Source organism: Streptomyces sp. NPDC057010 (genome assembly GCF_042673805.1).
Lineage (GTDB): Bacteria > Actinomycetota > Actinomycetes > Streptomycetales > Streptomycetaceae > Streptomyces.
Genome location: NZ_JBHUSC010000002.1, coordinates 368106 through 393064, shown reverse-complemented (window position 1 = coordinate 393064; position 24959 = coordinate 368106). Strand labels below are relative to the sequence as shown.

The 24959-nt window shown below is 72.3% G+C and carries 29 protein-coding genes and 1 tRNA gene; 19 read left to right on the top strand and 11 right to left on the bottom strand.

Annotated elements, in window-relative coordinates; translation table 11 throughout:
* Positions 1-65 precede the first annotated feature (65 nt).
* Positions 66-515, top strand: a complete 450-nt coding sequence (locus ACFTXQ_RS04400; protein WP_382635738.1) for a molybdopterin-dependent oxidoreductase — start codon at positions 66-68, stop codon at positions 513-515.
* Between the two features lie 26 nt (positions 516-541).
* Here the strand turns inward: ACFTXQ_RS04400 and ACFTXQ_RS04395 are convergent, their stop codons facing one another.
* Complete coding sequence (locus ACFTXQ_RS04395) at positions 542-1615, bottom strand: serine hydrolase domain-containing protein (RefSeq protein WP_382635736.1); 1074 nt, start codon at positions 1613-1615, stop codon at positions 542-544.
* A 123-nt stretch (positions 1616-1738) separates the two neighbouring features.
* Between ACFTXQ_RS04395 and ACFTXQ_RS04390 the strand changes: the two genes are divergently transcribed.
* Positions 1739-2020, top strand: a complete 282-nt coding sequence (locus tag ACFTXQ_RS04390) for a hypothetical protein (protein WP_382635734.1) — start codon at positions 1739-1741, stop codon at positions 2018-2020.
* A gap of 68 nt (positions 2021-2088) precedes the next feature.
* Here the strand turns inward: ACFTXQ_RS04390 and ACFTXQ_RS04385 are convergent, their stop codons facing one another.
* A complete protein-coding gene (locus tag ACFTXQ_RS04385) occupies positions 2089-2508 on the bottom strand; it encodes a molybdopterin-binding protein (RefSeq protein WP_382635732.1) in 420 nt (139 codons plus the stop codon).
* A 141-nt stretch (positions 2509-2649) separates the two neighbouring features.
* Positions 2650-3240 carry a hypothetical protein gene (locus tag ACFTXQ_RS04380; protein WP_382635730.1) on the bottom strand — a complete coding sequence of 197 codons (591 nt, stop codon included), beginning with the start codon at positions 3238-3240 and terminating at the stop codon, positions 2650-2652.
* A 484-nt stretch (positions 3241-3724) separates the two neighbouring features.
* On the opposite strand from ACFTXQ_RS04380, the gene ACFTXQ_RS04375 reads away from it, so the two are divergent.
* Complete coding sequence (locus tag ACFTXQ_RS04375; protein WP_382635728.1) at positions 3725-4672, top strand: helix-turn-helix domain-containing protein; 948 nt, start codon at positions 3725-3727, stop codon at positions 4670-4672.
* A gap of 164 nt (positions 4673-4836) precedes the next feature.
* Here the strand turns inward: ACFTXQ_RS04375 and ACFTXQ_RS04370 are convergent, their stop codons facing one another.
* Positions 4837-5649, bottom strand: coding sequence for a VOC family protein (locus ACFTXQ_RS04370; protein WP_382635727.1), 813 nt, complete (start codon positions 5647-5649; stop codon positions 4837-4839).
* A 115-nt stretch (positions 5650-5764) separates the two neighbouring features.
* Between ACFTXQ_RS04370 and ACFTXQ_RS04365 the strand changes: the two genes are divergently transcribed.
* Both ACFTXQ_RS04365 and ACFTXQ_RS04360 read left to right on the top strand, forming a co-directional pair.
* Positions 5765-6388, top strand: coding sequence for an HhH-GPD-type base excision DNA repair protein (locus ACFTXQ_RS04365; RefSeq protein ID WP_382635725.1), 624 nt, complete (start codon positions 5765-5767; stop codon positions 6386-6388).
* 62 nt (positions 6389-6450) lie between these two features.
* Positions 6451-6924 (top strand): cupin domain-containing protein, encoded by a 474-nt coding sequence (locus tag ACFTXQ_RS04360; RefSeq protein WP_382635723.1) that lies wholly within the window; start codon positions 6451-6453, stop codon positions 6922-6924.
* Here the strand turns inward: ACFTXQ_RS04360 and opcA are convergent.
* On the bottom strand, positions 6873-7805 hold the full coding sequence (gene opcA / locus ACFTXQ_RS04355; RefSeq protein WP_382635722.1) for a glucose-6-phosphate dehydrogenase assembly protein OpcA: 933 nt from the start codon (positions 7803-7805) through the stop codon (positions 6873-6875). The two genes, ACFTXQ_RS04360 and opcA, sit on opposite strands and share 52 nt — an antisense overlap.
* 84 nt (positions 7806-7889) lie before the next feature.
* On the bottom strand, positions 7890-9479 hold the full coding sequence (locus tag ACFTXQ_RS04350) for a helicase HerA-like domain-containing protein (RefSeq protein WP_382635719.1): 1590 nt from the start codon (positions 9477-9479) through the stop codon (positions 7890-7892).
* A gap of 88 nt (positions 9480-9567) precedes the next feature.
* Here ACFTXQ_RS04350 and ACFTXQ_RS04345 point away from each other — a divergent pair, with 88 nt between their 5' ends.
* Both ACFTXQ_RS04345 and ACFTXQ_RS04340 read left to right on the top strand, forming a co-directional pair.
* Complete coding sequence (locus ACFTXQ_RS04345) at positions 9568-9864, top strand: type II toxin-antitoxin system VapB family antitoxin (RefSeq protein WP_015034993.1); 297 nt, start codon at positions 9568-9570, stop codon at positions 9862-9864.
* Between the two features lie 113 nt (positions 9865-9977).
* The gene (locus ACFTXQ_RS04340) at positions 9978-10646 is read left to right on the top strand and encodes a LytR C-terminal domain-containing protein (RefSeq protein ID WP_382635718.1); all 669 of its coding nucleotides are present in this window, start codon (positions 9978-9980) and stop codon (positions 10644-10646) included.
* 16 nt (positions 10647-10662) lie between these two features.
* Here ACFTXQ_RS04340 and upp read toward each other — a convergent pair whose 3' ends face one another.
* Positions 10663-11298, bottom strand: a complete 636-nt coding sequence (upp, locus tag ACFTXQ_RS04335) for a uracil phosphoribosyltransferase (RefSeq protein ID WP_382635716.1) — start codon at positions 11296-11298, stop codon at positions 10663-10665.
* A gap of 139 nt (positions 11299-11437) precedes the next feature.
* On the opposite strand from upp, the gene ACFTXQ_RS04330 reads away from it, so the two are divergent.
* The 10 genes from ACFTXQ_RS04330 to ACFTXQ_RS04285 all read left to right on the top strand — a co-directional run bounded on the left by ACFTXQ_RS04330 (position 11438) and on the right by ACFTXQ_RS04285 (position 18206).
* Entirely contained in the window at positions 11438-12388 is a 951-nt protein-coding gene (locus tag ACFTXQ_RS04330) for a universal stress protein (RefSeq protein WP_382635715.1), read from the top strand.
* Positions 12389-12471: 83 nt separating this feature from the next.
* Positions 12472-12651: a hypothetical protein gene (locus ACFTXQ_RS04325; protein WP_361590131.1), complete on the top strand. Its 180-nt coding sequence runs from the start codon at positions 12472-12474 to the stop codon at positions 12649-12651.
* A 304-nt stretch (positions 12652-12955) separates the two neighbouring features.
* Positions 12956-13504: a hypothetical protein gene (locus ACFTXQ_RS04320; protein ID WP_382635712.1), complete on the top strand. Its 549-nt coding sequence runs from the start codon at positions 12956-12958 to the stop codon at positions 13502-13504.
* A gap of 89 nt (positions 13505-13593) precedes the next feature.
* Positions 13594-14022 (top strand): tRNA adenosine(34) deaminase TadA, encoded by a 429-nt coding sequence (gene tadA / locus ACFTXQ_RS04315; protein ID WP_382635790.1) that lies wholly within the window; start codon positions 13594-13596, stop codon positions 14020-14022.
* A gap of 56 nt (positions 14023-14078) precedes the next feature.
* Positions 14079-14163 (top strand) — tRNA-Ser (locus ACFTXQ_RS04310).
* Between the two features lie 118 nt (positions 14164-14281).
* Positions 14282-14605, top strand: coding sequence for a hypothetical protein (locus ACFTXQ_RS04305; RefSeq protein ID WP_382635711.1), 324 nt, complete (start codon positions 14282-14284; stop codon positions 14603-14605).
* Between the two features lie 355 nt (positions 14606-14960).
* A complete protein-coding gene (locus ACFTXQ_RS04300; RefSeq protein ID WP_215014193.1) occupies positions 14961-15122 on the top strand; it encodes a hypothetical protein in 162 nt (53 codons plus the stop codon).
* A gap of 346 nt (positions 15123-15468) precedes the next feature.
* Positions 15469-16287: an RNA polymerase sigma factor SigF gene (locus ACFTXQ_RS04295; protein ID WP_382635709.1), complete on the top strand. Its 819-nt coding sequence runs from the start codon at positions 15469-15471 to the stop codon at positions 16285-16287.
* 231 nt (positions 16288-16518) lie between these two features.
* Complete coding sequence (locus tag ACFTXQ_RS04290; RefSeq protein WP_382635707.1) at positions 16519-17367, top strand: RNA polymerase sigma factor SigF; 849 nt, start codon at positions 16519-16521, stop codon at positions 17365-17367.
* Positions 17368-17417: 50 nt separating this feature from the next.
* Complete coding sequence (locus tag ACFTXQ_RS04285; protein WP_382635705.1) at positions 17418-18206, top strand: hypothetical protein; 789 nt, start codon at positions 17418-17420, stop codon at positions 18204-18206.
* A 49-nt stretch (positions 18207-18255) separates the two neighbouring features.
* Here the strand turns inward: ACFTXQ_RS04285 and ACFTXQ_RS04280 are convergent, their stop codons facing one another.
* Positions 18256-18495: a hypothetical protein gene (locus tag ACFTXQ_RS04280; protein ID WP_382635703.1), complete on the bottom strand. Its 240-nt coding sequence runs from the start codon at positions 18493-18495 to the stop codon at positions 18256-18258.
* Between the two features lie 118 nt (positions 18496-18613).
* Here ACFTXQ_RS04280 and ACFTXQ_RS04275 point away from each other — a divergent pair, with 118 nt between their 5' ends.
* Both ACFTXQ_RS04275 and ACFTXQ_RS04270 read left to right on the top strand, forming a co-directional pair.
* Positions 18614-19090 (top strand): MarR family winged helix-turn-helix transcriptional regulator, encoded by a 477-nt coding sequence (locus tag ACFTXQ_RS04275; protein WP_382635701.1) that lies wholly within the window; start codon positions 18614-18616, stop codon positions 19088-19090.
* Between the two features lie 15 nt (positions 19091-19105).
* Entirely contained in the window at positions 19106-20731 is a 1626-nt protein-coding gene (locus ACFTXQ_RS04270) for an MDR family MFS transporter (protein WP_382635699.1), read from the top strand.
* A gap of 38 nt (positions 20732-20769) precedes the next feature.
* Here ACFTXQ_RS04270 and ACFTXQ_RS04265 read toward each other — a convergent pair whose 3' ends face one another.
* The 3 genes from ACFTXQ_RS04265 to ACFTXQ_RS04255 form a co-directional block, all read right to left on the bottom strand.
* Positions 20770-21381 (bottom strand): TetR/AcrR family transcriptional regulator, encoded by a 612-nt coding sequence (locus tag ACFTXQ_RS04265; protein WP_382635697.1) that lies wholly within the window; start codon positions 21379-21381, stop codon positions 20770-20772.
* An 89-nt stretch (positions 21382-21470) separates the two neighbouring features.
* On the bottom strand, positions 21471-23672 hold the full coding sequence (locus ACFTXQ_RS04260) for a glycosyltransferase family 39 protein (protein ID WP_382635695.1): 2202 nt from the start codon (positions 23670-23672) through the stop codon (positions 21471-21473).
* Complete coding sequence (locus ACFTXQ_RS04255; protein ID WP_382635693.1) at positions 23669-24943, bottom strand: glycosyltransferase; 1275 nt, start codon at positions 24941-24943, stop codon at positions 23669-23671. The genes ACFTXQ_RS04260 and ACFTXQ_RS04255 overlap by 4 nt, the downstream gene beginning before the upstream one ends.
* Positions 24944-24959 lie beyond the last annotated feature (16 nt).

Here is a 24959-nt window from a genome sequence, read left to right as displayed (position 1 = left end):
TTGGAGCTACCACTCAACCTTGCAGATGAGGTTCCGGAATGACGGCTGCCGGGTATGACGTACGCATGGCCGAACTCATCCTCCACGGAGATGTGCACCATCCCGCGACCCTGAGCGTCGCCGACCTGCGGGAATGGCAACAGCACCGGGCCGCGGTCACCTTCGACTGCGCGACGAACGGGCCGCAACACCACGTCTTCGAAGGGCCGTTGCTGCGCGATGTCGTCTCGGACGCCGGGCCGGTCTTCGACGCCCGGCGCCGGAAGGACCGCAGCCGCTTCCTGCTCGCGATCAGCGGCGGGGACGGCCACCACTCCGTCCTGTCCTGGGCCGAGCTGGACGCAGACTTCGGCGACAGCCCGGTCCTGCTGGCCACCCGGCTGGACGGGGTGGACCTGGACGGGGCGGGCAGCCAGCTGGTGGTGCCGTCGGACCGCTGCGGGGCGCGGTACGTCAGCGCGGTCACGCACGTGTGGTTCGGCTCGCTGCTCGTCCCGGCCCTGGCCGGGGCCTAGCGGGGTCTGGCGGGGTCTGGCGGGCTCTAGGGTTCGCCCGCCCCCGCGCGCACCTCGTCGGCCAGCAGCCTGGCGGTCGGCTGGGCCGGCTCGACCAGGCGCGTGCGGGTGAGGGCGAAGGACAGGCCGCGCTCGCGGTCGGCGAAGGCGATGCTGCCGCCGCTGCCGTGGTGCCCGAAGGCGGTCGGCGCACCGCCCATCTCGGGCAGGCCCAGGAAGTAACCGAGCCCCTTCGCGTGGTGCCGCATCAGCATCCGGTCCCGGCCCTCCACCGCGATCGCCGCGGCCTGCGCGAGCCGCCCGGGCGGCAGCAGCCGCACCCCCTCGACCTCACCCAGCAGCGCCGCGTACATCCGGGCGGCGGCGCGGGCGGTCATGGTGCCGCAGGCGGGCAGGTCGGCCCGCAGGTAGGCGGGGCGGTTGGCGAGGGCGGCGGTGGTCCACACGCCCCGGTTCGGCGCGACGAGGCGGGTGAAGGCCGCGCCGTAGGGGAGGCCCGCCAGGTACGCCTCCCAGTCGCCCTCCACCAGCGGGACGACCCGGGGCAGTTCGGACTCCGGCAGCCCGAAGTACAGCTCGTCGGCGATCCCGAGCGGCTCGGCGACGTACGCGCGCAGCGCCTGCCCCGGGGTCAGCCCCGTGGCCCGGCGCACGACCTCCCCGAGGATCCAGCCGAAGGTCCAGCCGTGGTAGCCGCTCGCGGAACCCGGCTCCCACAGCGGCCGCGCACCGGCGACGATCCCGCACATGGTGTCCCAGTCGCACAGCTCGGCGACCGTGAGCGACCGGGGGAGCTGGGGGATCGCGGCCGTGTGGGTCAGGGCGTGCCGGACGGTGATCCCCGATTTGCCGTGCGCCGCGAACTCCGGCCAGTACCGCGCGACCGGAGCCTCGTAGTCCAGCAGCCCGCGCTCGGCCAGGACGTGCACCAGGGTCGCCGTGCAGCCCTTGCCGGTGGAGAAGCCGTGGATCAGCGCCCCGGGCCCGGGGACGCCCGCGTACGCCTCGGCCAGGGGCCGGCCGTTGCGGTACGCGGCGACCTGGAGACCGCTCTCGGCGCCGGACGCGACGAGCGCGTCCACCGTTGCCTGAAGATCCATGCGCCCCTCCTTCACCCTCACGCGCCGTGTCACGGAACGTAATCGTGAGAATACCTTGAGCGACGGCAAGTGGTCACGCACGGTGAAGGCGAAAGAGGTAGGCGGATGATGGCAGTGCGAAGGATGGCGAAGCTCCTCGGGGCGTGCGCGGCGGCCGCGACCCTGGCCCTGGCGGCCCCGGGCACGGCACAGGCGGCGCAGGGGGTCCTCTTCATCGACAGGGCTCCGAACGAGGATCCGAGCGGTTGTTACCCGCTGGGCGACTTCGCCCCGCCGGAGGTCGCCAACTTCACGGACGAGGTGGCCTGGGTGTGGTCGGGCCCGTCCTGCGACGGGCGCGTGGTGCACCCCGTCGTTCCCGGCGAGGTCACCATCGCGCACGGCCGGAGCGTCTTCATCCAGTGAGCCCGTGAGGAACGGCCGCCCGGTTCCCTCCGCAAGGGAGGACCGGGCGGCACCGAGCGCCTCCGGCCTTACGCGGACTGGAGGGAGACCTCGGTCGACTTGATCAGGGCGACGACGGAGGAGCCGGCGGCCAGGCCGAGGGCCTCGACGGCGTCGGCGGTGATGGCGGCGGTCAGACCGCCGCCGGCCACGTCGACCTTGACGGAGGCCATGGCCGGGCCGGTGGCGACATCGGCGACCGTACCGGCGAGCTGGTTGCGGATGGACAGGCCCTCGACCGGACCGGTCGCCAGGGCCACCTCGGTGGCCTTGACCAGCGCCTTGACCGAGGAGCCGGTGGAAATACCGAGGTCCTTTGCGGCGTCGGTGGTGATGGCGGCGGTGATCTCCTGACCGCCCTCCAGCCGTACCTTGACCGTCGTCATGGCCTCACCGGAGGTGACGGCGGTGACGGTTCCGGCGATCTGGTTGCGGATGCTCAGGCTCATGGGGAATTCGACCTCTTGCGTAGACAGGTGGTGCGGCCGGGAAAGAACCGCACGGGATCGACCGTACGAGCCGTGCCACTGACTCGCGTTCAACCCCTCGCATCCACCAACCGGAACCACCCGTGCGGCCCGCTGATGCGTTCAGGGGAGGGGAAGTGCCTCCATGGCGGGGAAGCAAATGGCGTTGTCCGCCCCGCAGATGTAGGTGTCGGCCGCCGAGCGGCCCGTGGCGGGGCGCTCGTACGTCATCAGGCTCACTGTCCGGCCCGAGGCGAAGGCCGCCGTGGCGTCGCGCACCGGGCCGGGGCCGGGGCCGGGGCCCGGGGGCGGTGTGCCCTTTCCGGAGTACGCGTAGGGGCCGTGGCCGCCGTCCACGACGGCGAAGTAGAGCGTGGTGCCTGCCGGGTCGGGAGCCGGCCCGCCCTTGGCCACCAGGAGGATCCCGACGCGCGTCCAGAACTTCGGCAGGTCTCCGCAGGCGGTGACGGCCCGCGCCTCCCGGACCACGGCGAGGCAGTAGTGCCGGTCGTCCGGCATCCAGGCGAGCTCGCCGGCCCGGCCGCCCGGCTCCCGGTGGATGACGACGACCTCGTCCTCGCCGGGCACACCGGCTCCCGGAGCCTGCCGGACCAGCTCCAGCAGCGGCTGGTCGGCATCCGTGGGCTTACCGTCGCCGACCGCACGCGCCGGCCCGGAGTCCGACGGCGGTTCGGGGGCCGTCGGCGTGGGCACGGGCGGGAGCGTGGCCGTCGGTGAGGGCGTCGGTGTCGGCAGCGGCTTCGGCGAGGACGACTGCGGAGGCAGCGGACGCGGCGCCGGCGGCGGCGCGGGAGGTGTCGTGCACGAGGCCGCCGCCAGCATCGCCAGCCCGCACCCCACGACCGAAACAACCACCCTGCGCGCCATCAAGTCCGCCCCCGTGCCCCTCGAAATCATGTGCTGCGGCGGACAGTCTGCCGGGTTCCGGCTTTCCGGGTTCCGGTGGGGCCGTACGTTTCTCTTGCTTCGCATTACCCAGGGAAAGAACCTTGCCCAACCCCTCCAGCCTCCCCAGCGGCCTCGCTCACTCACACGGGTGAACGGGCCAACTCGGCTGGATTTCGGCCGGGTTGCGTGGCATATGCTCGCCCCGGCAACCCCAGAAACTGAGACGGCCCCCGTCGGGACGGCGAATCCCGGACGAGGGCCTAACCAAGCAGGAAGCAACACCTTCCCCATGGCTCTCCAGCACCTTAGCGCGCCCCCGCGCCCGATGTTCGGCGTTCATCACTCGAACGTCCGACACACGACCCGGTACACCGTCATCGGCAACCATCTGATCCAGAACCCGACGCTGACGCTGACCGCCCGCGGGCTGGGCGCCTACATCCAGTCGCTGCCCCCCGGTTCGCCGGTCGGCATCAAAGAGCTGGCCAGGCGGGTTCCCGAGGGGACGGCCCGGATCGCCTCCGCGTTGCGCGAGTTGGAGGCCCACGGGTACCTGAGGCGGGTCCGGGAGCAGCTTCCCAACGGACGCTTTGTCACTCGTACGGTGTCCTACAACCACCCCGAGGCCGCCACCCGGGACCGGTCGGCACCTCCCCCGCCGCCGCCTCCCGAGCCCGAACCGCCCGCACCCGCGCCGGAACCGGAGCCGCAGCCGGAGCCAGAACCGGAGCCGGAGCCGGAGCCGCAGCCGGAGCCAGAACCGGAGCCGCAGCCGCAGCCGCAGCCGCAGCCGCAGCCGCAGCCGGAGCCCGTAGCGGATTCCGCACCGGAACCCGGTCCCGTACCCGTACGCGTACCCGAGCCGCCCTCCCCTCGCCGCCGGGCGGCCATGTCCCTGCTCGCCGGGCTGCGCCGGACCGACCCCCGGCTGCTGCTCGGCCAGCGGGACATCGAGCGTCTCGCCGACGGGGTCGAGGCCTGGCTGGAGCGCGGGGCGACCTTCGACGCGGTGACCGCCGTGCTGACGGCCAACGTCCCCCATCCGGTCCGCAACCCGGCCGGGCTGATCGCCCACCGCCTCGCGGTCCAGCGGCCGCCGGAGCTCGAACCACTGTTCCGCAGAGCCGCCTTCGTACCGCCGGACCCCCTGCACAACTGCGAGAAGTGCGACCGCGCCTTCCGCAGCCCGACCCCCTCCAGACGCTGCGGCAAATGCGCCAACAACAACGTGGGGTGAATCGGCTGCGGCATACGGGTGATCAGGCGTGACCCGGACTGGCGGGGCGCGGCAGGAGGTCGCTATTCCTCCAGCCATGATCGGTTGAGCCGGTCGCCCCCCATGCGCCCGTGCCCCTGCCGTGGAACTCCCGGCAGGGGCACGCGGCACCACGCGACGCAGGCTCAGCCGAAGGCCGGCACCTCTCCGACCGTGGTGGACATGTCGATCACCGCGAAGGCCGCGCCCTGCTGGTCGGTCAGCGCGGCGAAACGGCCGAACGGGCTGTCCATCGGCCCGAAGTGGAGGGCGCCGCCGAGCTTCTTGGCCTTGTCGACCGCCTCGTCGCAGTTGTCCACGCCGAAGAAGACCTGGATGTAGGAGGGGATCTCCGGCGGGAACTCGGATCCCATGCTCATCCGGCCCATCACCGGGTTCTCCTTGCCGCCCAGGCTGAAGATCTTGTAGTCCATGCCCGCCGATTCCGGGCTGTCACCCATGTCCATCTGCTGGGTGGCGTACGGGAAGACCTTGGGCAGGAAGGCGTCCACCTTGGCCACGTCCCGGCTGAAGAACTCGGCCCACGCGTACGAGCCGGACTCGCCGAGCTTCTCGAAGCCCTTGTGGTCCCCCGGCTGCCAGACGCCGAAGACCGCGCCGCTCGGCTCCTTGGCGATCGCCATCGAGCCGAAGCTGCCGACCTGCATCGGCTCCATCAGCAGCTCGCCGCCCGCCGCCTTGATCTTCTCCGCCGTCGCCGCCACGTCGGGGGAGGCGAGGTAGAGGCACCACTGCGACGGGGCGTCGGCCCCCGGCATCGGCGGGACCACCGCCGCCACCGCCTTGCCGCCGGAGTACGCCTGCGTGTAGTTGCCGAACTCGCTCGCCGCCTCGCCGAAGGTCCAGCCCAGGACCTCGGAGTAGAACCTCTTGGCCCCCTCCACGTCCTTGAACATCGCGTCCACCCAGCAGGGAGCGCCTTCCGGGAACTCGGTCATGATCGACTCCTGTGTCGTCCTGTCTTCGTCGACGGTACGGATCCACGCTAGGCGGGGGGTCCGACAACCGCGCGCCGACCGCGCGCGGACGCCCACCGCACGCGACGCTGGAGCCATGAACGACAAGGAACACACGGACCGCGAGGGCCGCGAGGGCGTCACCATCCGGCTCGCGCAGCAGCCCGAGGCCGACGCGCTGCTCGGCCGGAGCCCGCTCGCCGCGCTCGTCGGGATGCTGCTGGACCAGCAGGTGCCGATGGAGTGGGCGTTCTCGGGGCCCTGGACGATCGCCCAGCGGCTCGGCTCCGACGACCTGGACGCGCACGCCATCGCCGCCCACGACCCGGAGGCCTTCGCCGCCCTCCTCTCGGAAAAGCCCGCCGTGCACCGCTACCCGGGGTCGATGGCGAAGCGGATCCAGCAGCTGTGCGCGTACCTGGTGGAGCACTACGGCGGCGACGCCGAGGCCGTCTGGGCCGACGCCGCGAACGGGGACGAGCTGCTGAAGCGGCTCAAGGCGCTGCCGGGCTTCGGCGAGCAGAAGGCCCAGATCTTCCTCGCCCTGCTGGGCAAGCGGTTCGGGGTGCGCCCGCAGGGCTGGCGGGAGGCCGCGGGCGGCTACGGGCAGGCGAACGTCTACCGCTCGGCCGCCGACATCACCGGACCGGAATCCCTGGCCAAGGTGCGGGCCCACAAGCAGGAGATGAAGGCAGCCGCGAAGGCGGCGAAGAAGAATTGACCGGCCGGACCGGCTCCTGATTGACCCCTGGCTCCGGTCTATCCGGTCCATAGATTGGGGACATGACAGAGATCGCGACCCGCGCCGCCACCGCCGAAGCCATCCACGACGCCCCCGGCAGCCTCATCACGCTGCTCACCGACACCGCCGAGCTCACCTGCAACACGGCCACCTTCGACGAGGGCGCGGCCGGGGCCCCGGTGCACTTCCACACCAAGGCCACGGAGTTCTTCCACGTGACGGCCGGCCGCCTCGACGTCCTCGTCGGCGACGAGATCCAGACCCTCGGCGCCGGTGACTTCATCGCGATCCCGCCGGGGGTCAAGCACGCCTTCGCCCCCGCCGCCGGTCACACGGCCGCCGTGTTCGTCGGCTTCACCCCCGGCATGGGCCGCTTCGACTACTACCGGCTCCTCGGCCGCGTCAACGCGGGCGAGGCCACCGTGCAGGACATCAAGGACAGCTCGGCCACGTACGACAACCACTACGCGGAGAGCGAGGCCTGGAGCGGCCGCCGGCGCAGCGCCGAGCCGTAGACCACGTCCGCGTCGAGGCGGCGCAGCTCCTCCGCGATCAGCTCCGCGTCGCTGCGGATCTTCAGGGCCACCCTGCGGTCGGGGCTCCCCGGCAGGGAGAGGGTGGCCAGCTTGCCGGCCGGCCGGTCCACGCGGATCTCCCCGCCCGTGGTCTCGAGGCTGACCCGGGTGATCACCGGGCCGGCGCTCTCCAGCCGGGCGACGGGCACCTTGAGGCGGTCCTCCAGCCAGCGCGCGAGCAGCTCCGCGCTGACGTTGTCGGCCTCGCTCTCCACGGTCGCGCCGGTCACCGGCAGCGGCTTCTGGTCCAGCGCGGCGGCCAGCAGGGCCCGCCACGGCGTGAGCCGGGTCCAGGCGAGGTCGGTGTCACCGGGCTGGTAGGCCGCGGCGCGCTCGTCGAGTACGCCCACGGGATCGAAGGCGGCGTTCGCGTCGGTGATCCGGCGCTGGGCCAGCGCTCCCAGGGGGTCCTGGGCCAGATCGGCGGGGGCGTCGGCCGGCCACCAGACCACCACGGGCGCGTCCGGCACGAGCAGCGGCAGGACGACCGAGCCGGCCTGCCCGGTCAGCGCGCCGTGCAGGCGCAGCATGACGATCTCGCCGGTGCCGGCGTCCGTGCCGACCCGCAGCTCGGCGTCCAGCCGGCTCGTGCGCAGGCTGTGCGGGCCGCGCGCGGTCCGCTTGATCACCGTGATGATGCGGCAGGGGTGCTCGCGCGAGGCCTCGGAGGCGGCGCGGACGGCGTCGTAGGCGTTCTCCTCGTCGGTGGCTATGACGAGGGTCAGGACCAGGCCCATGGTGGGGCTGCCGATGGCCCTGCGGGCTTCGAGCAGGGCCCGGTTGACCTTGCTGGACGTGGTGTCGTTGAGTTCGCTCCGCATGCTCCGAGTCTGTCAGCGACCGCCCGGGCCCCGGCACCAGGTTCCCTGGATTCCGTCTGGAGCGGCCCGCCCGCCGCGAGCGGGTCAGCGGCGCCGGCGGGCGGTGCCGAAGATCGAGCGGGAGATCTCCCGGCCCAGCTGGGTCCCGATCGAGCGGGTGAGCGAGCGGAACAGCCCGCTCCCCACCACCTGTTCGGCCAGCGAGGGCTCCGGCTTCGGGGCGCTGCGCGCCGCCTTCGCGGCCTCCTTGGCCTCCTTCTCGGCAGCGGCGGCCGCCGCTGCCGCCTCCGCCTGCGCCTCGGCGGCGGCCTGCTCGGCGCTGATCTTCTCGTAGGCCGACTCGCGGTCGACCGGCTCCGCGTAACGCGGGTACAGCGGCGAGGACTTCACCGCCCGGTCCAGCGCCGCCGCCTCGATCGGTCCCATCAGCGACTGCGGGGCCCGCAGCCTGGTCGCCGCGACCGGGGTCGGCGCGCCCTTCTCGCTGAGGACGGTGATGACCGCCTCGCCCGTGCCCAGCCCGGTGAGCAGCTCCTCCAGGTCGTACGGGGAGTTCGGAAAGGTCTTCACCGTCGCCTTCAGCGCCTTCGCGTCGTCGGGGGTGAAGGCGCGCAGCGCGTGCTGCACCCGGTTGCCGAGCTGGGCGAGCACGTCCCCCGGTACGTCCTTGGGGGTCTGGGTCACGAAGAAGACGCCGACGCCCTTGGACCGGATCAGCCGCACGGTCTGGGTGATCGACTCCAAGAAGGCCTTCGAGGCGCCGTTGAAGAGCAGGTGGGCCTCGTCGAAGAAGAAGACGAGCTTGGGCCGCTCCAGGTCGCCGACCTCCGGCAGGTCGGTGTACAGGTCGGCCAGCAGCCACATCAGGAAGGTGGAGAAGAGCTGCGGCTTGTCCTGGACCGCCGGGAGTTCCAGTACGGAGACCAGCCCGCGCCCGTCCGCCGCCGTACGGAGGAACTCGCTCGTGTCGAACTCGGGCTCGCCGAAGAACTCCGAGGCCCCCTGCTGCTCGAAGGCGGTCAGCGCCCGCAGGATGACCCCGGCCGTGACGGTGGACAGCCCGCCGATGCCCTTGAGCTCCGCTTTCCCCTGGTCGGAGACGAGGAAGGCGACCACCGCGCGCAGGTCCTTGAGGTCGATCAGCTCCAGGCCCTTGGAGTCGGCGTAGTGGAAGATCAGCCCGAGCGACTGCTCCTGCGTCTGGTTGAGCTGAAGCACCTTCGACATGAGCACCGGGCCGAAGCCCGTCACCGTGGAGCGGACCGGGATGCCGGGGCCGATCCCGCCCAGCGAGTAGAACTCGCTCGGGAAGCCGGTGGCCTGCCACTCCTGGCCCACCTCCTTGGCCCGTTCCTCGATCTTCCCGTTGGCGGTGCCCGGCGCCGAGATGCCCGAGACGTCGCCCTTGATGTCGGCGAGGAAGACCGGGACGCCGTTGGCGGAGAGCTGCTCGGCGATGAGCTGGAGCGTCTTGGTCTTGCCGGTGCCGGTGGCGCCCGCGACCAGCCCGTGCCGGTTGAGCATCGAGAGGGGGATGCGGATCTGCCGGTCGGGCAGACAGCCGCCGTCCCAGAGCAGGGCCCCCAGGTCGAGCGCGGGTCCGGTGAAGGCGTATCCGGCGGCGATCTCGTCCGCCGGGCCCGCCGAGACGGCGGGCTCGGTGCTCTCACTCATGCATCACTCCCGAATTGGCGCTGTTTGACACTTTTGCACCAACGGCGCGAGGCTGCGCCCGCAGGCACCGGCCCGGTAGGCTTTCCGTGTGATCTTCAAGCGCATCGGTAACGGAAAGCCGTACCCCGACCACGGCCGGGAAAGCACCCGGCAGTGGGCGGACGTCGCGCCGCGTCCGGTCCGGCTCGACCAGCTGGTGACGACCAAGGGCCAGCTGGACCTCGAAACGCTGCTCGCCGAGGACTCGACCTTCTACGGCGACCTCTTCGCGCACGTCGTGAAGTGGCAGGGCGACCTCTACCTGGAGGACGGGCTGCACCGCGCCGTCCGCGCGGCCCTCCAGCAGCGCCAGGTGCTGCACGCCCGCGTCCTCGAAATGGACTGACGCGACCCGCGGAGCCGTCGGCGCTTCGCGTGGATTGCGCCTTTCGGGTCAGCATTGACCTATCAGCAGATCATTTAGTAGGCATCGCTCCCGGGCCGCACTACGCTGCGCCCATGAGCATGCTCACTCCCCCCGGCATGGGCGGAAAGTACCGCGTCACGGGAGCCGCCTACCCGCGGATGAGCCGTAAGCGGAGCCGCCGCCGCATCGTCCTCGCCGTACTCGGCTCGGTCCTCGCCCTCGCCCTGGTCGGCTACGGGGCGCTGCAGCTCATCGACGTGTTCCGGGGCGACAGCCCCAAGCGGAACACGGCCGCTGGCGGCAGGGACTGCCCGACCGCCTCCCCCAAATCCGCCGCCAAGGGCGGCCCCGCCGCCGCCTCCCCCGCCGCGGCGAAACCGGCGGTCGTCCTCCCCAAGCCCGGGGACATCACCGTCAACGTCTACAACGCGACCCCGCGGGCGGGCCTGGCCAAGGCCGTCGGCGACGAGCTGAAGAAGCGCGGCTTCGTCATCGGCAACGTCGGCAACGCCCCGGCCGATTTCGACAAGAAGGTCCCCGGGACCGGGATACTGCTCGGCTCCCCGGCGACCGACAAGGCGGCCTTCTCGGTGCTGGGCACCCAGCTGGCCGGCGTCACGCAGCAGACCGACGCCCGCGAGACCGCCGACATCGACCTGATCCTCGGCGACGCCTTCAAGGAGCTCAGCACGAAGGAGGACGCGGACAAGGCGCTGGCCGTCCTGGCCAACCCCGAGCCCGCGCCCGTCAAGAAGTGCTGATCGCCCCCGTCCGGGACTACTCCGCGGAGCCGTACATGCGGTCGCCCGCGTCGCCCAGGCCCGGCACGATGTAGCCGTGCTCGTTGAGCCGCTCGTCGACCGCGGCGGTCACGACGGTGACCGGCGTGCCGGCGAGGTCGCGCTCCATGACCTCGACGCCCTCGGGCGCAGCCAGCAGCACCACGGCGGTGACGTCGTCGGCGCCGCGCTTGATCAGCTCCTGGATCGCCGCGACGAGCGTGCCGCCGGTGGCGAGCATCGGGTCGACGACGTAGACCTGCCGCCCGGAGAGGTCCTCCGGCATGCGCGTCGCGTACGTGGAGGCCTCCAGGGTCTCCTCGTTGCGGACCATGCCCAGGAAGCCCACCTCGGCGGTCGGCAGGAGCCGCACCATGCCGTCGAGCATGCCGAGGCCGGCGCGCAGGATCGGCACGACCAGCGGGCGCGGGTGGGAGAGCTTGACGCCGGTGGTCGGGCCGACCGGGGTCTCGATGTCGGCCTGCTCGGTGCGCACGTCCCGGGTGGCCTCGTACGCGAGCAGGGTCACCAGCTCGTCCGCGAGCCGCCGGAAGGTGGGGGAGTCGGTGCGCTTGTCGCGCAGGGTGGTGAGTTTGTGCGCCACCAAGGGGTGATCGACTACCTGCAAACGCACAACATCCTCCAAAACTCGGCCTGCGACCTGCAAAAACGGCCGCGAGACGCGACCCACACCCAAAAGGCTACGCGCTGGAGCGGGCCCTTCGCGTCGGTCTGGGGATGCGACCCGCGCGCGAGCCCAGCAGGCTGGACTGATGAGCAACGGGACGAGCAACGCACCGGTGGTCGCAGCCGTCGACGGATCCGAGCACAGCCTCAAGGCCCTGGAGTGGGCCAGGGCCGCTGCCCTGCGGCACGATACGGGGCTCCTGATCGCCCATGTACTGCCCGACCACGCCCAGTTGTATGCGGGCCGCCGGTCGGCACTGCACGACCGCTCCGAGCCGGAGGAGTTCACCGACCCGGTGAGCGAGCGGATCCGGGCGCTGCTCGGCGGGCGCTCGGAACTGCCGGAGGGGGTGCAGTACGAGTCGTTGGAGGGCTCCGTCCCGGAGGCGCTGCGAGTGATCGGGGCGGAGGCCCGGATGCTGGTGATGGGCTCCCGGGGGCGAGGCGGCTTCGCCAGCCTGCTGCTCGGCTCGAACAGCAGGGCCGTGGCGACCACGGCCCCGTGCCCGGTGGTGGTGGTTCCGCACGCGGAGCGGAGCGCGGAGGCCGAGACGGGGGCTTCCGCCGGGCGGGTGGTGCTCGGGCTGCACGCCGCGGAGACGCCCGACGACGTACTGGCCTTCGCGTTCGAGGAGGCGGCCGTGCGGGGGACCACCGTCCAGGTGGTGTCCGCGTACGCCGTGCCGCCGGCGCCGACCATGGTGATCGACAGCCCGTTCGCGGTGATCCCGCCGGATGGCCTGGCCGACGAGGGGGACGGCGTCCCGGCCGAGCGGGAGATGCTCCGCTCCCAGACGGAGCGTCTGGCGCCGCTGCGCGCCCGCTACCCGGACGTCCCCGTGGAGCAGGCCGCCGTGCCCGGGGACCCGGCGGGCCGGCTGGTCACCGCCTCCCGGTCGGCGGCCCTGGTGGTCGTCGGCCGCCACCACCCGCGGCGCACCGCCATGTCGCTGTTGATCGGCTCGGTGGCGAACGCGGTCCTCCAGCACGCCCACGGCCCGGTGGCGGTGGTCCCGACCCTCACGGACGACGTCTGACCTGCAGCGGGGTGGCATCAAACGGCCCGTCCGGGGGAAGGTGGGAGCGGAGGGGGACGACCGACCAGCCGGGGTGGTGGCCGATGCCCGACACACAGCCGAGCGACGACGCGCCGGAGACCGCCGCACAGCGGCGAGCGCGCCGCGCGCAGTTCCTGCGCGACCTGATGGAGGCGCGCGAACTCCGCGACCGTGTCCAGCCCCGCCGTGCCCGCGCGGCCCGCATGCGCCAGCAGATGCGCATGCGCACCTTCCGCTGGTGACCGTCCCCGGCGCTTCCCGGGGCCGGCCCCCGCAAGCGGCGCCCCGCCTGTACGACACGACGGGGGCGCGCCCGACGCGCAAGGGCCCCGCCCCGGCCCCCGGACCCGTACGGCACCTCCCCCTTACGGCCCCCGTACAGGCCGTGCGGCGCGACGCAAGCGCCGAAGACCTCTCGCAAAGCCGCCGTTTCTGCCACGATGCCGATTGGGCGGGGCAGGACGGCGCGCACCACAGCCGCTTTGCCCCAACCTCCGGCCGGGGGGACCTCCAACCGGCACGCCTAAGACCAGTGGGAGAGTCACGGTGTATTTCGCCGCACTGCTCGCGCGCACCGAAGACGGGTGGGAAGCGAGCGACATGGAACTCGACGACGTCGAGTCCCTCAGTGATCTGATCGATCTCGCCCGTTCCGCCGCTGTCGAAGACGACACGGTGGTCGCCCTCATCGAGCAGGAGGACGCCTGGTTCGGCGTCGTCCGCGTGGACGGCGAGGAGGACCCGCGGTACTTCGTATCGAATGCCTCGGCGGCCGCCCGCAGCTCCTACGGCTCGATGCTGACCAAAGAGCTGCTGGGCACCGACGAGGAGGAGGACGAACTCGACACGCTGGACCTGGACGGCACCGAGGACGGCGAGGAGGACGCCATCGCCGCCTTCTCCGGCCAGGACGACGACGAGGACGAGGACGAGGGGACCGGCGCGGAGCGGGTGCCGTCCGGACCGCTCGGCGACCCCCGGCTGCTCGACGACCTCGGGGTCTCCCACAAGCAGCTGCTGGGCCTGGACGGCGACGCGCTCTCGGAGATCGCCGAGTCGCTCGGCGCCACCGAGGTCCTGGAGGCCGTCCGCTAGTGACCCGTCCGTACGACGTGCACGGCGCCCGCGCGCACGGCACGCACGACCCCGGCCACGACCCCGTAGCGGAGCCGTGGCGGGACCCCATGCGCCTCGCGCTCGCCGAGGCAGCCCGGGCGGTGCCGGCCGGTGACGTACCGGTCGGCGCCCTCGTGCTCGGCCCGGACGGCGGGATCCTGGCCACCGGGTACAACGAGCGCGAGGCGACCGGCGACCCCACGGCGCACGCCGAGGTGCTCGCCCTGCGCCGGGCGGCCGCCCGGCTCGGGGAATGGCGGCTTCCGGGGTGCACCCTGGTGGTGACCCTGGAGCCGTGCGTGATGTGCGCGGGCGCGCTCGTGCAGGCGCGCGTCGCCCGGGTCGTCTACGGCGCGGACGACGAGAAGGCGGGCGCGGCCGGGTCGCTGTGGGACCTCGTACGGGACCGCCGGCTCAACCACCGGCCCGAGGTGGTCCGCGGCGTGCTCGCCGACGAGTGCGCGCGGCAGCTGACGGACTTCTTCCGCGGCCTGTGACCGGCCGGGGGATTCCGATTTCGGCGAATGAGGCTCCTTAGGCTAGGATCCATCTCGGTAGTGTGTCCGAGTGGCCGAAGGAGCTCGCCTCGAAAGCGAGTATGGGGCAACCCATCGGGGGTTCAAATCCCTCCACTACCGCTCCGATCGAGAGCCCCGCCCCGCAAGGGTCGGGGCTCTCGGCGTTCGCGGACCGCACCCGCACCCGCACCCGCGGCCGCACCCCGGAGGAACCGGCGCCTGTCCGGAGGACACCGGCGTGACCGCCCGCCCCCTCGGCCGTTGTCACGGCATGACCAAGACCCAGCGCATGCTCGCCGCCATCGCCCTCGCGGGGGCCGCCGCGGGCCTCGCCGCACCCGCGGCCTCGGCCGCACCGATCGCCCCCCTCACCCTCCCGGACCTCCCCACGGCCGCCCCAGGGATGCCCGCGGGAGCCCAGCCCGCCTCCGTCCAGGAGATCGGCGGGAAGCTCAGCGAGGGCGCCAACCAGCTCAACCAGCTGATGACGCTCCCCGACCAGCTGATGCCGGTGATCGCCCCCGTGCAGCCGGTCCTCGACCTCGCCGGCGCGATCGAGTAGCGGAACGCGAAGAAGGCCCCGACCGGGGTCGGGGCCTTCGACGTGTGGGACGGGGGAAGTGGCATCGGGGGGACAAAGCCACTTCCCCCGACGAGGACGGGACCTGCCAGTCCGGGCCGCAATCAGGGGGAAGCCTGCGGCCCGGACCCCGCAGTGAGGTCCGGTCCCTCACCCACCGATTTCCTGCCAGAACCGGTGGGCTCACACCAATCCTGCGCCCACCGCGACCGGGGACACAGCGGCAAAGGACCCGGGGTGGCGGGTCATTGGTCCTTAAAGGCCGGGTGAGTGTCCAAACTTGACCGGTTAGACTCACCCGACCGTGCAGGACCGGTTGGGGAGGCCGTCACCGCTCATGGACACCAAGAAGCTCATCACGGGCGCCCTCACGGTGTTCGTCCTCTTCGTGATCATCACCCAGCCCAAGCGGGCCGCCGAGATGGTGGGAATCGGTTTCCAGGGGATATCGGATGCCGCCTCCGGCATCGGCGAGTTCATGACCGAACTGGTGCGCTGAGCCCGTACGCTGAACCGGTTCCCGGACTTCCGGCCCCCCACTCCGACGGGTGGGGGGCTTTTGCGTACCCACCGTCGGGCGCAATGCCCCGATATGCCCAACTTGCCTTCAACACGGTGATATCCGGTGCTTGCACACAGTGCACATGTGTTGTGATGCTATGACCGCTTTTGACGGATGAGTTGACCGAGTTGACCGAAGGGGTGGCGTGACCGTGCCGGCCAGTACTGCGCCTCAGGTGCCACCCCAGCAGGACCCCCAGCTACCGCCCCGGCACGAGCCGCCGCCCGAGCCGAGGCACGAGCTCCGGCAGGAGCCTCCCGAGGAGCCGCTTCCGGCCACTTCCGTGGCTGCCTCCGCGACCGTCTCCGCGACCGCCCCCGCGCCCCCCAGACCGCCGAGCCGGGGCGCGGACACCCGGGCCCTGACCCAGGTCCTCTTCGGGCAGCTGAAAGGGCTGGAGCCGGGCACCAGCGAGCACACCAGGGTGCGCGGAGCCCTCATCGAGGCCAACCTCCCCCTCGTCCGGTACGCGGCCGCCCGCTTCCGCAGCCGCAACGAGCCGATGGAGGACGTGGTCCAGGTCGGCACGATCGGCCTCATCAACGCGATCGACCGGTTCGACCCCGACCGGGGCGTGCAGTTCCCGACCTTCGCGATGCCGACCGTCGTCGGCGAGATCAAGCGCTACTTCCGCGACAACGTCCGCACCGTCCACGTGCCGCGCCGCCTCCACGAGCTGTGGGTGCAGGTCAACGCCGCCACCGAGGACCTCACCACCCTCCACGGCCGCACCCCGACCACCCCCGAGATCGCCGAACGGCTGCGCATCACCGAGGACGAGGTGCTGTCCTGCATCGAGGCCGGCCGCAGCTACCACGCGACCTCGCTCGAAGCCGCCCAGGAGGGCGACGGCATGCCCGGGCTGCTCGACCGCCTCGGCTACGAGGACCCCGAGCTGGCCGGGGTCGAACACCGCGACCTCGTCCGCCACCTCCTCGTACAACTGCCCGAGCGGGAACAGCGGATCCTCCTCCTGCGGTACTACAACAATCTGACGCAATCGCAGATCAGCGCCGAGCTGGGCGTGTCCCAGATGCACGTCTCGCGGCTGCTCGCCCGGAGCTTCGCCCGACTGAGATCCGCAAACAGGATCGAGGCGTAACCGGATCGGGTGGAGATCATCCACGCGTTTCCCGACAGATCGGGCTGACGGCACGTCTGATCTCGTCTGTCGCTGGAGATATATGTCGACTTGGCGCTACAGCGTGTTGCCGACATGTGACATTCTGCTGGAACCGCGTTTGCCGCAGCCCCGCCTCCGGTATTCAGGTGGAGGCTGCGTTCCTCCGACGGGCGCGCCGCACGCGACCGTCCGCGACCTCAAGGGGGTGGCATGTCCGTAGACCAGGGCAGCTCCAAGGTGCTCACGCTCGTCAAGAGCGCTGCGCCGACAGCACCTGCAGCGTCTGACCGCTCGGAAGCCATCGACACCCGCACCCTCTCCCGCTCCCTCTTCCAGCGACTTGCCGCCCTGGACGTGGACAGCCCCGACCGGGCGTACGTACGCGACACCCTGATCGAGCTGAACCTGCCCCTGGTGCGGTACGCGGCCGCGCGCTTCCGCAGCCGAAACGAGCCGATGGAGGACATCGTCCAGGTCGGCACGATCGGCCTGATCAAGGCGATCGACCGGTTCGACTGCGAACGCGGCGTGGAGTTCCCGACGTTCGCGATGCCGACGGTCGTGGGCGAGATCAAACGATTCTTTAGGGACACCTCCTGGTCCGTGCGCGTCCCGCGCCGCCTCCAGGAGCTGCGCCTGGCCCTCACCAAGGCCAGCGACGAGCTCGCCCAGAAGCTGGACCGCTCGCCGACCGTCCCGGAGCTCGCCGCCGTACTCGGGGTCTCGGAGGAGGACGTCGTCGACGGCCTCGCCGTGGGCAACGCGTACACCGCCTCCTCGCTCGACTCGCCCTCACCCGAGGACGAGGGCGGCGAGGGGTCGCTCGCGGACCGCCTCGGCTACGAGGACACCGCGCTCGAGGGCGTCGAGTACCGCGAGTCGCTGAAGCCGCTGCTCGCCAAACTCCCGCCCCGGGAGCGGCAGATCATCATGCTGCGGTTCTTCGCGAACATGACGCAGTCGCAGATCGGCGAGGAGGTCGGCATCTCCCAGATGCACGTCTCCCGACTGCTGACGCGCACGCTCGCGCAGCTGCGCGTGGGCCTCATCGGGGAGTGACCGGGCGCCGCGGGGTTCCCAATTGACGGAGCGTCAGCAAAACTGGCGCGATGCGAACGGGACCTCGCGCAGCCACCCTCCTCGCCCTGTGCTGCACGGCCGTCGCCGGCCTCACCGGCTGCGGCGGCCCTGCGCGCGGCGGCTACGTCGCCGTGGGCGCCGCGGCCCCGGGCCCCGAGCGGGGGCCGGGGGAGAACGTGGCACCCCAGGGCCGGGTCGAGTTCCAGCAGCTCGGCGGCCCGTCAGCGGCGGGCGGATCCTCCGACTCCTCGTCCCTTACGTCGACCGGTACCCCGGGGTCCGAGCCGCCCGGCGGCTCCGCCCGGGGCGGAGCCACACCCACCGGCCCCGGCGGCTCCGCGGACGGTCCCGGCACCCCGCCCGGCGCCGGCCCGGCCACCACACCACCCGGGAGCCCCGGCGGGTCGGGGGGCCCCGGCGGCTCCGGAACGCCGAGCGCCCCCGGAACCCCCGGCACGCCGACGGCGCCGGGGACGAAGCCCGGCACGACCCCGCCGGCGCCCCCGGCCACGCCCGCGCGGCTCACGCTGTCCACGCCGGCCCGGGCGGCCGCGGCCGACCGCTGGTGCGAGCGGGTCACCGTCACGTTCACCAACACCGGCGGCACGGCGGCCCGTTCGGGCACGGTCGGCTTCGCGACGCACATCATCGGCGCCCTCGGCATCGACTGGGCCACGATCACCACCACCCAGCCGCTGCCCGCGCCCATCGCGGGCGGAAGCGCGAGGACGCAGACCTACACGGTGTGCGTGGAGGCCTGGCGGGTCCCGCTGGGCATGCGGGTGGAGACGCAGAAGGTCACGGCCACCTGGAGCTAGGCCGAAAGAGACGGCCTAGCCGCCCGGGCCCGTCGGACGGCCTGCGCCGTCAGTGCAGGACCACCCACAGGGCGGCGCCGATGGCGACTACGAGGGCGATGCCCACCCCGAGCCACGCGCCCTTCCCGGAGCCGGCGGCCTGCTGCGCCTCCTCGCGGCGCTGGCGGCGCGAGCCGGTCGGCCCCTGCCGGGCCGGCGCGGCCTCCTCGACGAACGCGCGGAACATCTGCGTGCTGCCCGCGGGGTCGTAGTTGCCCTCGGGGCCCTGTGAGTTGTGGTTGTCAGCCATGGGGCAGGACCCTAGCCGGTTTTCCGATTCCTTTACCGCCCCACCCCCCGGATTCATTTGCCTGTAGCAACCATCCGGTTCTATGGTTGCTCAAAGCAACGAGATGGGGGGCGGCCCGATGGCCACGCAGACGACGGAAGCGACGGGGGCGGCGGTGACGGCATTGACGGCGTTTTCCGGCCCGGGCTCCCGGCACGAGGAGCTGGCCCGCCAGCTCACCGGCATCGGCGCGGTCAAGCGCGACCTCGCCCGCATGCTGCCCCCGGACTGCCCGCCCGGCGCCGCCGCCGTCCTCACCGTGCTCGACCGGCACGGCGAGATGCGGCTGAGCCGGCTGGCCGAGTTCATGGCCGTCGACATCTCGGTCACCAGCCGGCACGTCACGTACGTGACGGGGCGCGGCTGGATCGACCGCGAGCCCGACCCGGGCGACGGCCGCTGCCGGATCCTGCGGCTCACCCCGGCCGGACGGGCCCTGCTGGCCGATCTCGGCGCCCGCTACACGGCCGCGCTGGAAAGAGCGCTGGCCGACTGGTCCCCCGAGGACATCGACGTACTCAACACCCTGCTGGCCCGACTCCGATCGAGCTTCTAGAACCGAAGGAAACACATGGCCAAGTCGGAGACGACGTCCGACGGCGTCGCGTCCATGACCCATCCGCAGATCATGAAGGCACTGTCCGGGCTCATGCTCGGCATGTTCGTCGCGATCCTGTCCTCCACGATCGTCTCGAACGCCCTGCCCCAGATCATCAGCGACCTCGGCGGCACCCAGTCCTCCTACACCTGGGTGGTCACTGCGGCCCTGCTGTCGATGACGGCCGCCACCCCGCTGTGGGGCAAGCTGTCCGACCTCTTCAACAAGAAGCTGCTGGTCCAGATATCCCTCGTGATCTACGTCCTCGGCTCCGTGGTCGCGGGCATGTCCCAGAACACCGGCATGCTCATCGCCTGCCGCGTGGTCCAGGGCATCGGCGTCGGCGGCCTGTCCGCCCTCGCTCAGATCGTGATGGCCGCGATGATCTCCCCGCGCGAGCGCGGCCGCTACAGCGGCTACCTCGGCGCCGTCTTCGCCGTCGCCACCGTCGGCGGCCCGCTGCTGGGCGGTGTCATCACCGACACCGAGTGGCTCGGCTGGCGCTGGTGCTTCTACGTGGGCGTGCCGTTCGCGATCATCGCGCTGATCGTGCTCCAGCGCACCCTGCACCTCCCGGTCGTCCGCCGCGACGTCAAGGTCGACTGGCTGGGCGCCTTCCTGATCAGCGGCGCCGTCTCGCTGCTCCTGATCTGGGTCACGCAGGCCGGCGACTCCTACGAGTGGATCTCCTGGCAGACCTGGGCGATGACCGGCGGCGCGGTGGTGCTTGGCCTGCTCTTCGTCCTCACCGAGTCCCGTGCGAGCGACCCGATCATCCCGCTGCGGCTGTTCCGCAACAAGACCATCTCGCTCGCCTCGGCCGCCTCGCTGTTCGTCGGCATCGCGATGTTCTCGGGCACCGTGTTTTTCAGCCAGTTCTTCCAGCTGGCCCGTGGCGAGTCCCCCACGATGTCCGGAATCCTCACCATTCCGATGATCGGCGGGCTCTTCGTCTCCTCCACCGTTTCCGGTCAGGTGATCACCAAGACCGGCAAGTGGAAGGCCTGGCTCGTCGTCGGCGGCGTGCTGCTGACGGCCGGACTCGGCCTGCTGGGCACCCTGCGCTACGACACCCCGTACTGGCACATCGCCGTCTACATGGCACTGACCGGCCTCGGTCTCGGCATGATGATGCAGAACCTCGTCCTCGCCACCCAGAACCAGGTGGCCCCCGAGGACCTGGGCGCGGCCAGCTCCGTCGTCACCTTCTTCCGCTCGCTCGGCGGTGCCATGGGCGTCTCGGCGCTGGGCGCGGTCATGGCGCACCAGGTGACCGGGTACGTGAAGGACGGTCTGACCGCCCTCGGCCCCAAGGCCGCGGCGCTCGGCCACGGCGGCACGGGCGGCGGCGGCATCCCGGACCTGGACAAGCTGCCGGCGCCGATCCGTACGGTCGTGGAGTCGGCGTACGGGCACGGCGTCGGGGACGTCTTCCTCTACGCGGCGCCGACCGCGCTGCTCGCCCTGCTGCTCTGCCTGTTCATCAAGGAGGTCGCGCTGAAGTCGAAGGCGGCCGCCCACGCCCCGGCCGCGGCCTCCGACCCGGCAGACGCCGGCCACGCGGACGCCGCCCCGGCCGAGGTATCGGCCAAGGCCTGATCCGTCTCGCCCACCCCATCGAAGGCCACCGCCCGGAACTAGGCGGTGGCCTTCGCTTCGATCCCCGCGATCAGCACGTCGAGCGCGAGGCAGAAGTCCCCTTCGGGCGCCCGGCGCACGGCGCCCCCGCAGCCGTGCAGGAACTGCGAGACGGCCAGGTGCGCCCCGGTCCGGGCGGAGTCGGCCAGGCCGGTGGCGTCCAGGAGCCGCTGGAGGGCGGCGTCGAAGGCCCGGGCGTGCGGGCCGATGTTCGGATAGGCGGCGGTGAGCGGCGCCACCCAGGGGTGGTCCGCCAGCACCCGCCGGTACCCCCGGGCGAGCACCCGCAGCCGGCCCGGCCAGCCGTCCGACGCCGGGCCGGGCGCGGCCGCCAGTTCGCCCAGGGCGCTGTCCAGGGCGAGTTCGAGCAGATCGTGCTTGGTGTCCACGTACCAGTACAGGGACATCGCGGTGACCCCGAGCCCGGCGGCGAGCCGCCGCATCGAGAACCGGCCCAGCCCCTCGGCGTCGAGGAGCCGCACGGTGGCGGCGGTGATCCGCTCCCGGTCCAGCCCGGAGGGCACCTCGCTGCGGCGTCTGGCGGGAGCGGCCGGCCTGGCGGTCAGCCACACACTGGTCCGGATCTCCCCGGGGTCGCCCGCGGTCACCATGGAGGCACCCTCCTCACGCCAGGTGGATCAGCCCGGAATGCCCGGTCCGCCCTCTTGATGCTAGGCGGTGTGCCACCCGTGAGGCCGGATCAGGACGCGACTCCCCCCACAGGGGCGGTCAAGTCGTAGAACGTGGCTCCGCCGATCGTGGTGGCCTTGAAGGTGGCCTTGATCCAGGTCTCGATGGCCGTGCCGGTGGCTCCGCCCGGGCCGCCCATCCGGGTGGGGCCCTGGGCCGTCCCGGCCGCCTCTCCGGTCCCGGCGGCCGCGTCGAGGCCTCCCTGGCCGATGAACCAGTGGATCCTGCCGTCCCGCACGTACTGCTTGAACTGCTCCAGGGTCGGCGAGGGGTCGCTGCCGTTGAAGCCGCCGATCGCCATCACGGGCTCCTGCGAGGCCAGCTGGTAACTGGCCGCGTTCTGGGAGCCGATGGCGGCCGCCGCCCAGGTGTACCTGCCGGCGTCGGCGCGCAGTGCCGCCTTGGCCGCGGCGCCCACCCGGGTGCCGTTCAGCAGGCCGCCGGGCCCGCCCTGGCCGCCGACGAACCGCTCGCGGACGCCCCCCGCCTGGCCGTTCGGTGTCATCGGACTACCGGGACCGCCCTGGGGCCCGCCCTGGGGCCCACCTTGGGGCGCGCCCTGCAGGCCACCCTGCGGGGCGCCGCCCGGAGCACCGCCCCGCGCGCCGCCACCCGGCCCGCCCTGCCCCGCGCCCTGCTCACCGCCGGGGCCGAAGCGCATCCCGCCGGGTCCGCCCCGGCCGCCCGCCACCGCGGGCCCGGCCGTCACGATGGAGCCGGTGTGCCCGGTGCTCACCGTGGTCAGGCAGTACGCGAGCGGCCCGGCCAGGGCCGCGCCCAGCCCCAGCGCCGCGGTGGCCAGCAGCACCCGCCGCCCGGCCCCGGCCACGAACGGCAGCACGGCCGCCGCCAGCAGCCCGCCCACCAGCACCGCCCAGCGCAGCCACGGCAGATAGCCCGTCGCGCGGCCGAGCAGCACGTACGACCAGACGGCGGTCACGGCGAGCGTGCCCGCCAGCGTGAACAGGGCGGCCCGGCTGCCCCGCTCCTCCCACAGCAGGGCCACGCCCATGCCGACCAGCGCGGCCACGAACGGCGCCAGCGCCACCGTGTAGTACTCGTGGAAGATGCCCTGCATGTAGCTGAAGACGATCGCGGTGATCAGCAGCGCTCCGCCCCAGGCCAGGAAGGCCGCCCGGGCCATGCCCTCCAGCGAGTCGGTGGACCGCCGGGCCCGCCAGGTGACGACCAGTCCGGCCACGAGCAGGATCAGCGCCGCGGGCAGCAGCCAGGAGATCTGACCGCCGATGTTGGAGGAGAACAGCCGGTCGATGCCGGTCTCGCCCCAGCCCCCGGACCTGAGACCCGGACCGCCCTCGGGCATGCCGTAGGCCGCGGCCCCGCCGGTCCGCGTGCCACCGCCGACACTGCCCGTCTCGTCGCCGTTGATCCGCCCCAGCCCGTTGTAGCCGAGGGTCAGTTCCAGGAAGGAGTTGTTCTGCGAACCACCGATGTAGGGGCGGGAGGAAGCGGGCCACAGCTCCACGACGGCCACCCACCAGCCGCCGGCGACCACCATCGCGAGCCCGGCCAGCAGCAGCTGGCCCAGCCGCCTGCGCAGCCTGGTGGGCGCGCAGACCGCGTACACGAGGGCGAGCGGCGGCAGGATGACGAAGGCCTGCAGGGTCTTCGTGAGGAAGGCGAAGCCGACCGCGACCCCTGCCCACAGCAGCCATCGGGTGTGCGCCCCGTCCAGCGCCCGCAGCAGGCAGTACACGGTGACCGTCAGCAGCAGCGTCAGCAGCGCGTCGGGGTTGTTGAAGCGGAACATCAGCGCGGCGACCGGCGTGAGCGCGAAGACGGCGCCGCTCAGCAGCGCGGCCCCCGGCCCGAAGTGGCGTCGTACCGCCGCGTACAGCACCGCGGTCGTCGCCACGCCCATCAGGGCCTGCGGGGCGAGGATCTGCCAGGAGCCGAGCCCGAACAGCCGGACCGACAGCATCATCGGCCACAGCGCGGCCGGGGGCTTGTCGACGGTGATGGAGTTCCCCGCGTCCGACGACCCGAAGAAGAAGGCCTTCCAGCTCTCACCGCCCGCCTGCACGGCCGCGGAGTAGAAGGAGTTGGCGTAGCCGGAGGAGCCCAGGTCCCACAGCAGCAGGACGGCGGTGGCGATCAGGAGTCCGGCGAGGGCGGGGCGTTCCCAGCGCGGCCGGCCGGTGCCGGCCCGTGCCTCGGCGGCCGGGAAGAGGGGAATTGCTGCCGTGGTCATCGGCCGTCCTTGTGCGTAGGGATCTCGGGGCCGCGCCGCTCGGGGAAGACCCAGGCGCGGAAGAGCAGGAAGCGCAGCACGGTGGCCGCGAGGTTGGCCGTGATCAGGACGGCCAGCTCGGTGGTGTGCGCGGGCCGGTCCGCGGCCGCGCCGAGTGCGGCGAGGGAACCGCTGGTCAGGGCCAGTCCGATGGCGAAGACCACCAGCCCCTGGGCCTGGTGGCGCACGGCCCGGTCCCGGCCGCGCACGCCGAAGGTGAGCCGTCGGTTGGCGGCGGTGTTGGCCACGGCGGAGAGCAGCAGGGCGGCTCCGTTGGCGAGCTGCGGGCCGGTTCCGGCGCGGAAGGCGGAGTACAGCAGCAGGTAGAGGAGGGTGGACAGCACTCCGACGACGCAGAAGCCGAGGAGCTGGCGGGCCAGCCCGCCCGGCACTCCGGGCAGGGCGGAGCGGTCGCGCGGGTCGTCGCCGAAGGGTCGGGCGAGCCGGTCGAGCGGGAGCGCGCCGACGGCCAGTGCCCGGCCCACGCGCCACATGCCCTTGAGGTCCTCGGTGGCGGTCCTGACGATGTGGACGGTGGAGTCGGGGTCGTCGACCCAGTCCACCGGCACCTCGTGGATCCGCAGTCCGGCCCGCTCGGCGAGCACGAGCAGTTCGGTGTCGAAGAACCAGCCGGAGTCCTCCACCAGCGGCAGCAGCCGCTCGGCGACCTCCCGCCGGATGGCCTTGAACCCGCACTGGGCGTCGCTGAACCCGGCGGCGAGGGAGGAGCGCAGGAGGAGGTTGTAGGCGCGGGAGACGAACTCCCGCTTCGCTCCGCGCACCACCCGCGAGGAGCGGGCCAGCCGGGTGCCGATGGCGAGGTCGGAGTGACCGGAGATCAGCGGGGCGACCAGCGGGAGCAGGGCGTTGAGGTCGGTGGACAGGTCCACGTCCATGTACGCGAGGACGGGTGCCTCGGAGCCTGACCAGACGGTCCGCAGGGCCCTGCCCCGGCCCTTCTCCTCCAGCCGGGTGCTGCGCACGCCGTCCAGGGCCGCGGCGAGCGCGCCCGCGACCTCGGGGGTGCTGTCGGTGCTCGCGTTGTCCGCGACGGTGATCCGGAAGGGATAGGGGAAGGTGCGGGTGAGGTGGTCGTGCAGCCGGCGCACGCAGGGGCCGAGGTCTTTTTCCTCGTTGTAGACCGGGATCACCACGTCGAGGACGGGCTCGCCGGGCACTGGCTCGAGGGGCGCCCGTGCCGGAAGGGCCCCGGGAGAGGTGTCGGTTCGCATACTCCGACCCTCGTGG

Bases quoted from the DNA above. Each gene is read 5' to 3' on its own strand.
- ACFTXQ_RS04290 (WP_382635707.1), top strand. From the start codon at position 16,519: ATGTCCGTAGACCAGGGCAGCTCCAAGGTGCTCACGCTCGTCAAGAGC.
- ACFTXQ_RS04285 (WP_382635705.1), top strand. From the start codon at position 17,418: ATGCGAACGGGACCTCGCGCAGCCACCCTCCTCGCCCTGTGCTGCACG.
- ACFTXQ_RS04395 (WP_382635736.1), bottom strand. From the start codon at position 1,615: ATGGATCTTCAGGCAACGGTGGACGCGCTCGTCGCGTCCGGCGCCGAG.
- ACFTXQ_RS04350 (WP_382635719.1), bottom strand. From the start codon at position 9,479: ATGAGTGAGAGCACCGAGCCCGCCGTCTCGGCGGGCCCGGCGGACGAG.
- ACFTXQ_RS04370 (WP_382635727.1), bottom strand. From the start codon at position 5,649: ATGACCGAGTTCCCGGAAGGCGCTCCCTGCTGGGTGGACGCGATGTTC.
- ACFTXQ_RS04400 (WP_382635738.1), top strand. From the start codon at position 66: ATGGCCGAACTCATCCTCCACGGAGATGTGCACCATCCCGCGACCCTG.
- ACFTXQ_RS04375 (WP_382635728.1), top strand. From the start codon at position 3,725: ATGGCTCTCCAGCACCTTAGCGCGCCCCCGCGCCCGATGTTCGGCGTT.
- ACFTXQ_RS04325 (WP_361590131.1), top strand. From the start codon at position 12,472: ATGCCCGACACACAGCCGAGCGACGACGCGCCGGAGACCGCCGCACAG.
- ACFTXQ_RS04275 (WP_382635701.1), top strand. From the start codon at position 18,614: ATGGCCACGCAGACGACGGAAGCGACGGGGGCGGCGGTGACGGCATTG.
- ACFTXQ_RS04340 (WP_382635718.1), top strand. From the start codon at position 9,978: ATGAGCATGCTCACTCCCCCCGGCATGGGCGGAAAGTACCGCGTCACG.
- ACFTXQ_RS04360 (WP_382635723.1), top strand. From the start codon at position 6,451: ATGACAGAGATCGCGACCCGCGCCGCCACCGCCGAAGCCATCCACGAC.
- ACFTXQ_RS04270 (WP_382635699.1), top strand. From the start codon at position 19,106: ATGGCCAAGTCGGAGACGACGTCCGACGGCGTCGCGTCCATGACCCAT.
- ACFTXQ_RS04255 (WP_382635693.1), bottom strand. From the start codon at position 24,943: ATGCGAACCGACACCTCTCCCGGGGCCCTTCCGGCACGGGCGCCCCTC.
- ACFTXQ_RS04260 (WP_382635695.1), bottom strand. From the start codon at position 23,672: ATGACCACGGCAGCAATTCCCCTCTTCCCGGCCGCCGAGGCACGGGCC.
- opcA (WP_382635722.1), bottom strand. From the start codon at position 7,805: ATGCGGAGCGAACTCAACGACACCACGTCCAGCAAGGTCAACCGGGCC.
- ACFTXQ_RS04385 (WP_382635732.1), bottom strand. From the start codon at position 2,508: ATGAGCCTGAGCATCCGCAACCAGATCGCCGGAACCGTCACCGCCGTC.
- ACFTXQ_RS04365 (WP_382635725.1), top strand. From the start codon at position 5,765: ATGAACGACAAGGAACACACGGACCGCGAGGGCCGCGAGGGCGTCACC.
- tadA (WP_382635790.1), top strand. From the start codon at position 13,594: ATGCGCCTCGCGCTCGCCGAGGCAGCCCGGGCGGTGCCGGCCGGTGAC.
- ACFTXQ_RS04330 (WP_382635715.1), top strand. From the start codon at position 11,438: ATGAGCAACGGGACGAGCAACGCACCGGTGGTCGCAGCCGTCGACGGA.
- ACFTXQ_RS04300 (WP_215014193.1), top strand. From the start codon at position 14,961: ATGGACACCAAGAAGCTCATCACGGGCGCCCTCACGGTGTTCGTCCTC.
- ACFTXQ_RS04390 (WP_382635734.1), top strand. From the start codon at position 1,739: ATGGCGAAGCTCCTCGGGGCGTGCGCGGCGGCCGCGACCCTGGCCCTG.
- ACFTXQ_RS04265 (WP_382635697.1), bottom strand. From the start codon at position 21,381: ATGGTGACCGCGGGCGACCCCGGGGAGATCCGGACCAGTGTGTGGCTG.
- ACFTXQ_RS04280 (WP_382635703.1), bottom strand. From the start codon at position 18,495: ATGGCTGACAACCACAACTCACAGGGCCCCGAGGGCAACTACGACCCC.